Annotated in this window: 1 protein-coding gene and 1 pseudogene; one reads left to right on the top strand and one right to left on the bottom strand. The window is 75.5% G+C overall.

Features of this window, described 5'->3' with window-relative positions; all coding sequences use genetic code 11:
* Positions 1-78: 78 nt before the first annotated feature.
* Positions 79-519 (top strand): annotated as a pseudogene (locus ABZ281_RS49935) (methyltransferase); the annotation flags it as partial.
* Positions 520-540: 21 nt separating this feature from the next.
* Here ABZ281_RS49935 and ABZ281_RS49930 read toward each other — a convergent pair.
* Positions 541-1,206 (bottom strand): FHA domain-containing protein (locus ABZ281_RS49930; protein WP_356665534.1); only part of this gene is annotated, 666 nt, incomplete at its 5' end.

The raw sequence follows: 1,206 nt of genomic DNA, 5'->3' as shown, positions 1-1,206 counted from the left end.
GAACATGCGCTGCGCCACCGGGCACTGCGGCCACTGCCAGCTCGGCACCGTCACGGACGCGTGCCTGGTACCGCCCACCGCGCAGAACCAGACCGGATCATCGCGACCTGCGCGCTGAGCGGTGTCCCGCGCGCCTGGGTCGCCCAGAGCCGCCCCGGCGGCCGGATCCTCATGCCGTTCGCCACCGGCCTGATCGTGCTCACGGTGACCGGCGCCGGGCAGGCCGAGGGACGGTTCCTGCACACGCCCGCCTACTTCGTGCCGCTGCGCGGCGCGGGCCGGCCCGGGGGTGAGCCGGTCCAGCTGGGCGGGGTGCCGCACCGGGCCCGGGAGGACGACCTGTTCCGGTTCCTGCTGGCCCTGACCCGCGGCAGCCTCGACCCACAGGAGGCGCACGCACTCTGGGAACAGGAGGGCAGGCCGCAGCGCGAGCGCTACGGCATCACCGTCAGCGAGGAGAGGGAATGGGCCTGGCTGGACGACCCGGAGGGGCCGTACGCCTGGCCCCTCCCGTCGTGAACGGCCTTCCGTCGCGGCGGCTCAGCCGCGGCGGACCGTGATCGTCGTCCAGGCGCCCACGTGCACCCGGTCGCCGTCCTGCAGCGGTACGGGGACGAACGGCTGGATCGGTTCGTCCGAGCCGTTGACCGTCGTGCCGTTCGTCGAGTTCTGGTCGACGACCGCCCAGCTGCCGTCCGGCTGCTGGACCAGCACGGCGTGCTGGTGCGAGACGCCCGGGTCCTCCGGCGGCACCGACAGGTCGATGTCGGGGGTGTCGCCGGTGGAGTGCCGGCGGCGCCCGATGGTGAGCTGGTTGCCGGTGAGCGCGCGCTGCTGCTCGGGCGAGTACGCCGGCAGGTTCAGACCCGCGGCCTCGGGGCCGGAGCGGTGCATCATCGCCATGAAGTAGTCGCGGTCCGGCCCGATGGTCGCGGTCCAGGTCGCGGGTCCCTGCGGCGCCTGGGGCTGCTGCGGGAAGCCACCGGGGCCGGGCGGGGCCTGGGTCGCGCCGGGCTGCGGGTAGCCGTAGCCGCCCTGACCGGGACCGGGACCGCCGGGGCCGCCGTGGCCGCCAGGGCCGGACGTCGGCGGGGAGATCACCCAGTCGTCATCACCGCCGCCGAAGGACGGACCGCCCTGCTGCGGAGGCCGCTGGGGGGCGGCGTACGGCGGGCGCCGGTCACCGGGGCGTCTCCGTGGCGGGGA

It is taken from the genome of Streptomyces sp. NPDC006265 (assembly GCF_040613555.1).
Taxonomy (GTDB): Bacteria; Actinomycetota; Actinomycetes; order Streptomycetales; family Streptomycetaceae; genus Streptomyces.
The sequence above is the reverse complement of the archived record's forward strand: the minus strand, read 5'-3'. Positions and strand labels throughout refer to the sequence as shown.